Here is a 523-nt window from a genome sequence, read left to right on the forward strand (position 1 = left end):
GATCTTGCCGGTGCGTGCAGCGCGAACGATGGCATCGATCTTGCCGGTGCGTGCAGCGCGAACGATGGCATCCACGCAACGCTCCACGTCTTCGGTCTTCACCACAACCTCAACCTTGACCTTCGGCAGGAAATCGACGACGTATTCGGCGCCACGGTACAACTCGGTGTGGCCCTTCTGGCGGCCAAAGCCCTTGACTTCAGTGACGGTCAGACCAGTCACGCCGCATTCGGCCAAGGCCTCACGGACTTCTTCGAGTTTGAAGGGCTTGAGGACGGCGGTAATTTGTTTCACTGAATATCTCCATTAATTCTAAATATCGTCAAAAAGGCATTTAGCGGCGTACAACGTGCAAGTGACTTCACCAGCAGGGGCCGCGGAACCGGCTTTGCCGGGCCGCAGGCGCAGCGGCCCCCTCGGGGGGCAGGGAGCTACGCGAAGCGAGCGACCGTGGGGGCCTATCTAGACCGCCGCTTCGTCTTCCTCACCCGTACGGATACGCACCACCCGCTCGACGCGGGTG

Annotated in this window: 1 protein-coding gene; it reads right to left on the reverse strand. The window is 60.6% G+C overall.

Translation table 11 applies throughout. From position 1 onward, the window contains the following. On the reverse strand, positions 1-294 hold a 294-nt coding region (locus AC1DWI_RS26035; RefSeq protein WP_477726314.1), incomplete at its 3' end, for a P-II family nitrogen regulator. Positions 295-523: the final 229 nt, after the last annotated feature.

Source organism: Polaromonas sp. P3_C2 (assembly GCF_056402675.1).